7 protein-coding genes are annotated in these 6,406 nt (G+C 40.0%); 4 read left to right on the forward strand and 3 right to left on the reverse strand.

Going from position 1 to position 6,406, the window contains the following annotated elements; genetic code table 11:
- The 3 genes from AC1DDX_RS21810 to AC1DDX_RS21820 form a co-directional block, all read left to right on the forward strand.
- Positions 1-2,868: beta strand repeat-containing protein (locus AC1DDX_RS21810; protein ID WP_477622590.1), on the forward strand; the 2,868-nt coding region annotated here is incomplete at its 5' end.
- Positions 2,869-2,887: 19 nt separating this feature from the next.
- Positions 2,888-3,301: a hypothetical protein gene (locus AC1DDX_RS21815; protein ID WP_172663026.1), complete on the forward strand. Its 414-nt coding sequence runs from the start codon at positions 2,888-2,890 to the stop codon at positions 3,299-3,301.
- A 116-nt stretch (positions 3,302-3,417) separates the two neighbouring features.
- Positions 3,418-3,549: a hypothetical protein gene (locus AC1DDX_RS21820; protein ID WP_262889309.1), complete on the forward strand. Its 132-nt coding sequence runs from the start codon at positions 3,418-3,420 to the stop codon at positions 3,547-3,549.
- 40 nt (positions 3,550-3,589) lie between these two features.
- Here the strand turns inward: AC1DDX_RS21820 and AC1DDX_RS21825 are convergent, their stop codons facing one another.
- The 3 genes from AC1DDX_RS21825 to AC1DDX_RS21835 all read right to left on the reverse strand — a co-directional run bounded on the left by AC1DDX_RS21825 (position 3,590) and on the right by AC1DDX_RS21835 (position 5,781).
- Positions 3,590-4,441, reverse strand: a complete 852-nt coding sequence (locus AC1DDX_RS21825) for an HD domain-containing protein (RefSeq protein ID WP_172663027.1) — start codon at positions 4,439-4,441, stop codon at positions 3,590-3,592.
- Between the two features lie 62 nt (positions 4,442-4,503).
- The gene (locus AC1DDX_RS21830) at positions 4,504-5,490 is read right to left on the reverse strand and encodes a Gfo/Idh/MocA family protein (protein WP_172663028.1); all 987 of its coding nucleotides are present in this window, start codon (positions 5,488-5,490) and stop codon (positions 4,504-4,506) included.
- A 48-nt stretch (positions 5,491-5,538) separates the two neighbouring features.
- Complete coding sequence (locus tag AC1DDX_RS21835) at positions 5,539-5,781, reverse strand: hypothetical protein (RefSeq protein WP_172663029.1); 243 nt, start codon at positions 5,779-5,781, stop codon at positions 5,539-5,541.
- Positions 5,782-5,824: 43 nt separating this feature from the next.
- On the opposite strand from AC1DDX_RS21835, the gene dinB reads away from it, so the two are divergent.
- The coding region (gene dinB / locus AC1DDX_RS21840; protein ID WP_477622591.1) for a DNA polymerase IV at positions 5,825-6,406 on the forward strand (582 nt) is incomplete at its 3' end.

Below are 6,406 nucleotides of genomic sequence, written 5' to 3' on the forward strand. Positions count from 1 at the left end.
GAAGAACATTCTGCAAATACGATTCAATTAGGGTTATTTACTTTACAAATAGGTAAAGGAACACCTGGTACAGGTGCCTTTACTGCTATACCATGGCAAAATGCCAACCAGTTCGCTAAGGTTGAACTCGCCATTGGTGGTGGCTCATACAATGCATTAGGCAGTACTCAGTTAATGAGTGTTCCCTATGCTCTATACGCAGCTTCAGGGAACCCTGGCCCCGCCGGGCCGGCCGGTCCTCAGGGCACTCAGGGTGTTCAGGGCATAGCCGGTTCAAAAGGTGACAAAGGAGATACGGGCCCCGCAGGTCCAATTGGGCCAGCAGGAGCTGCAGGTATTGCGGGCCCACAGGGCATTAAAGGAGATCAGGGAGATCCCGGACCAGCAGGTGCTGTTGGCCCTGCTGGGCCAATTGGACCTCAAGGCATGAAGGGAGACAAAGGAGACGCCGGTGCAGTAGGCCCAGCTGGGGCCCAAGGCCTAAAAGGCGACAAGGGAGATCAAGGGGATCCAGGACCGGCAGGCGCTATGGGTAATCCCGGTGCAGTAGGCCCAATTGGCCCTGTTGGGCCACAAGGTCCTCAGGGAGTGGCAGGCGACATAAATGGTGTAGCTGCTAGTGGCGATTTATCGGGAACCTATCCAGGTCCGGTTGTAGCAAAATTGCAAACCAAACCTATTGATCCGATTGCACCGGTGTTAAATGATGTATTAAGATTCAACGGTGTATCTTGGGCTCCAAGTGCTATAGGTGGCGGAGGCTTTGTATTGCCATTTAATGCAAATGAAAATAATCCGGGCACCCTATTTTCTATTAATAATAACGGAGATGGAACTTCAATAGAAGGTTCAAATGCTACTACAACTTCTAGTATAGCCTCAATAAGAGGCATTGTCTCCAATACTTCTCCCGGAGGTTTTTCAAGTGCTATACGGGGTATTAATAATGGCACTGGCGGTTTGGGTATCGGCGTATGGGGATCGCAAGCTGGTAGCGGTTGGGGTGTATACGGGGTAACACCTAGCGGCCTTGGTGTATATGGGAATGCATCCGGTAATGGAACAGGTGTATATGCTAATAGCAATACAGGAACAGGCCTCACTGCCACCAGTAATAATGGTATTCCCGCAAATATTGCAATATTTAACAACGCAAATATTAACAACGCATTAAATGTCTCAACATTAGGTAATGGAACTGCAATTAATGTATCCAGTTCAGGATCTGGAAAAGGCGTTTTTAGTAGCACAGGATCAGGCTTTGCTGTACACGGCGTTACATCGGAACAAATATCCGCAGGTATATTTGGGGATAATAACGGTGCTGGCGAAGCTGTGGTAGGCCGCACAACCAGCGATATAGCTGGCGCAGTGGTAGGGCGGAATGATGGAGGTGGCTATGGTGTTAGAGGTTTCATAGCAACAAATACATCAGGTAATGGCATTGGTGTTTTTGGACAAGTTGGACTAAACAACAGTACTGGTCGGGGTGGAAGATTTGAAAATGTTAATCAAACAAATACTGCAGGGAATACCCTAGAAGTTGAAACCAACAGTAACGGAAATATCCCTGACAATACACAAGGTAATGCATCATCTTTTCTGGTAAATAATACAAATAGTGTATCGGCAGCTGTAAGAGGTGAAGTGAAAACAATTTTCGGAAACTTCGGAGCTGCAGGGCTATTTGGAATTTCCTCGGGAACAGGCGGCTTTGCAGGCTTATTTCATGCCTCAAACCCAGCTGGAAATGGTCCGGCTTTAGTTTCATTAGCCGATGGAAATGGCAATGCTATAACTGCCAATGCAGAAAAACTAGGCAACGGCGTAGAAACAAGTGTTAACGGTACTGGTAATGCACTTTATGCCTGGGTTCCTACATTTGCAACTGGTAGAGCAGGCAGGTTCAACATCTTTAATGAAGACAATACAAGTGATGTTATTACAGTTACTACTGCCGGAAACGGTATTGCAGGTAATTTTAAAGTAGATCGTACAACCGGTACCTCACCTGCTGTTAAGGGCGAAGTAAATTCTATATTTTCTAACTTTGGCACCGCAGGGATATATGGACTTTCTTCTGGCACAGGAGGTTTTGCAGGTTTATTCCACGCATCTAATCCTGCAGGTAATGGACCAGCACTTATTGCTATTGCCGATGGAAATGGCAATGGTGTTACAGCTAATGCATCCAATTCTGGTGATGGAGTTGAAACCACTGCCGATGGTAGCGGAAATGCGCTGTTTGCATGGACTCCTAATTTCAGCAACGGAAGAGCTGCACGACTTGTTAATTTTAATGATGGAAATATTAATCCCGTGCTAACAGTTGAACAGCATAGTAATGGAAATATAGCCGTATTTAAAAGTGGTAATCCAGGAACAGTAAATGTGGCACGTATTAATGCTGCAGGAAGAGGTTTTTTTAATGGTGGTACACAAACAGGCGGGGCTGATATTGCAGAATCATTTGAAACTATAGGTCTGACCTCCAGTTATGAACCAGGCGACATCCTGATCATTTCTACCACTAAAGACRGGGCAGTGGAAAAATCCGCTACACCTTACTCAAGTCTGGTAGCAGGTGTGTATGCCACAAAGCCAGGAGTACTATTAACAGAAGAACATATAGACAGCGATTTAAAAGGTCAGATTCCAATGGGTGTAATAGGTGTATTACCCACAAAAGTATGTTTAGAGGGAGGTGCGATTTCAAGAGGTGACCTTTTGGTTACCTCTTCTATCCCTGGTGTTGCAATGAAAGCTGATCCGGATAAAGTTAAAATTGGCCAGGTATTAGGAAAAGCACTTGAAGGTTACGATAATCAAGGAATAAATAAAATCAAAGTTCTGGTAAGCATAAAATAATCATATTAAAGACGAAAACATGAAAACATTATATAAAATAAGCTGCATAACAGTTATTGCCTTAGTAGCGTCTGGTTACTTAACTGTAAACGCGCAGGAATTTAAATCGGGCGAAAGTATAAAAGAGCAGCTAAAGAAAGGTAATGTTGCAGGTCTCAAATACGGGACTGCAAATCCACAAAACAATAAGGTGAACGACGATAAACCGAAACAGTATACAAAAGAGAATTTTAGGTCGTTGATATTCCAAAATTATAGTCAGAGTAGCCGATCTATCTCTACCCCTACTAATGTAACTGCTAAAACAGCTAAATCAATTTCTGGTTCTGCTAAGTTACCCAGTGATGCTGAAGTTCAAAAACCGAATGACAAAGATAAAAAGGTCGAAACATTTAAACTTCCTACTCAGGGCGAAGAAAAAAAGAAAGAATAATTCATATTATAAATTAATGGTTAGTTATACCCGGTTAGCAGATTTTGCGGCCGGGTTTTTATATTTTTTTCGCTGAACTATTATTTTATTTTTAACTTCATCCAAAATTTAATATCATGGAACAACATCAGTCACCAGAGGGTCTTCAAATAACAATTGTATTGGTTACTTTAGCAGTAATTATTGTGGTTACAGCATTCTATTTAACTTTTCGCAAAAAGAAAGACACACATCATTCAGGGCACTAATGCTCATTAAAACATATAGGGGATTAAGGTTGGCAAGGAATTAAATTAAAGCATTTAGCTGACGGTTCTTCATCTTTAAACCCATCCCCTTTTTAACAAACACGTCAAAGCCTCTTTGTTGTTTAATTGCTTTAACTCCTTCATATCCTGAGGCAGTACTTCTGATCTTATTAAGCAGATAAGTATCATCTTTTAAAAGATCACTACGCACAAGTTCGTTGCGTTGTAATCCAACTTTAATTAGCTCAGTAAGTTTCCTGTTTGCGTAAATATGTAATGGTAAATTAAATACATCATCAATTAGCTTCTTGTATAAATTATTAATCCACTCCGCTTTTTCAGCATTCTCAATAACAATTATTCCATCTTCAACACCAAGATGTTTAATAAAATCTTTAACTTCCTTTCGTGATACCAGTCCGGCGTGATAAGAATCTCTTAAAGTATAATCCAACCGATCTGCGCAAAGTCTTGGTGCTGCTTGTTCCAGAATATTAAAAGTACCCTTAATAATATCGTCTATATGGTATCCATGCCATGATAAAATTTCAGGGATATCTGATGAATGTAGCACCTCTTCAAAAACCTGTTCATGATAGTTTTCTTCAGTGTTATCAAACACGTAATCGCCAACATGTGAAAATGCTGTATGAGAAATATCATGTAGCAACCCGGCAACTTGTTCAAGCTCAGAACCACCCAGATGCCTTATCAACAGCATTACTCCTATAGAATGTTCAAGCCTTGTATGACAAATATTTGGATTAACCAAAAAGATTGCTCCGCTTTGATGAATCCGGCCAAGTCTTTTAACCCAGGAGGAATTAATTAAATCGTCAAATATTCCTGGAACCTCAACCTTGTCAAAAAAGATATCATTTATTAGTACCATAATATATTTTATTAATGCACAATAATACTAATAATTTTAGTTTTAATAAAATTAAATGATAATTATTTTAGTCTTCCCGTTTTTGTAAAGCTATCCATTAGCTCCATAGACAATATTGCCTGTTCTGCTGAACATGGATTATCCCCTTTGCCCAAAAAATAGGCTGTTACACGCTCAATCATTGGTTGTTGAACATGCTGCAATGCTTCAAAAATAAATTCTTCTTCGTAACCATCCTTTTTAAGAGTAATCTTATTTCCAAATACGGGAAAACTTATTTTCCCAGTTGAGCCTGTTATTTCGCAAATATCTTTCTTGTCAGCTTCTGATACTGTAAAACACCAGGTCCCATTAAAGACCACGCCATTTTCAAATAAAATTTGTCCGGTAACAAGATCGTCTGCGGAATATTCTTTTGATTGGTTTACTGAAATGCCCGATGAGCTACTTACTTTCCCAAAGTAATAAATCATCAAATCTAACTGATGAGGTGCAAGATCATGGAAAAGACCACCTCCAGAAATAGATGGGTCAAGCCGCCAGTTAGTATCAGTACTGGCAATTAAATTATGTGCCGGAGATTGAAGCATTTGCAATTGAACAAACCTGATATCGCCAATCACTTTATCCGACAATAATTGCTTTACTTTTAAAAATATAGGTTGTTCTCTACGGTAATGTGCTACACATAATTTAACATTAAAATTAATTGCAGCATTTTTCATTCTCAAAGCCGATTCTGTATTTAACGTCATCGGTTTTTCTACATAAACGGGCTTTCCTGCAGCCAAAGAGAGCAACGTGTACTCCTCATGCTGTAAAGGTGGGGTTGCTATATAAACAGCATTTACCTCGGGGTCATTAATTAATTTTTCTGCATTATCGTACCATGCAGGCACATTGTGCCTGGATGCATAATCCCGGGCTTTGGCTACATCTCTTCGCATTACTGCAACAAGAGATGAATTAGGAACTTTATTAAAAGCAGGACCACTTTTTACTTCAGTCACGTCTCCGCAACCTATAATACCCCATTTAATTTCTTTCATAGCTTACTTGCCTCAGTATAACAGTTGGTTTCTGCGGCAATATAAGAATTATCCTATTTTGCTTTCCAAAATTTCAATGTGCTTTCCTATTTCATCCACAAGCTCCTGACTAATGTGATCTGTTGTTTTCCACTGTACCGAATTACTTCCCTTAATGCAATAGATGTGCCCGGTCCTTTCTCCATTAACATATACAATATAATCCCCTTCTTTTGGTATTTCCACTCTTATAGCACTTGGATCGCCCTTAATTTCGAGAGTAAATTCATATGGATTTAAGTCTTTTTGCATAATTAATGTCTTTGTTTTGCTTAAAAACATATAAACAACGTTATTGGCACTTCAGCTTTGTCCTGAGATCATATTTGTACGACCAAGATTTGATGCTTATAAAGCTGTATCTACACATATCCGAGAGATTTTTAGTCGATATACTGATCTTATCGAACCATTATCTTTAGACGAGGCCTATCTTGATGTAACCCAGGATAAGTTAAATATAGGTTCAGCATTAGAGATAGCTAAACAAATTAAACAGGCCATCAAAGACGAGCTTAACTTAACTGCTTCTGCGGGAGTATCATCTGGTAAATTTGTTGCAAAAATTGCGTCTGATATGAATAAACCAGATGGATTAACGTTCATTGGCCCTTCAAAAATCGAAAGCTTTATGGAAAGGCTTCCTGTTGAGCGTTTTTTTGGCGTTGGTAAAGTCACCGCAAAAAAAATGAAAAGTATGCAGTTGCATACAGGGGCAGATCTTAAACGACTCACTGAACAGGACCTGATTAAATACTTTGGTAAGGTGGGTAAATTCTATTATGCAATTGTAAGGGGTATTGACCACCGCGCCGTTCAGCCAGAAAGGCAAACAAAATCGCTGGCTGTAGAAGATACCTTTGAGCACGATTTAATC

It is taken from the genome of Pedobacter sp. 10L46_2, from assembly GCF_056395165.1.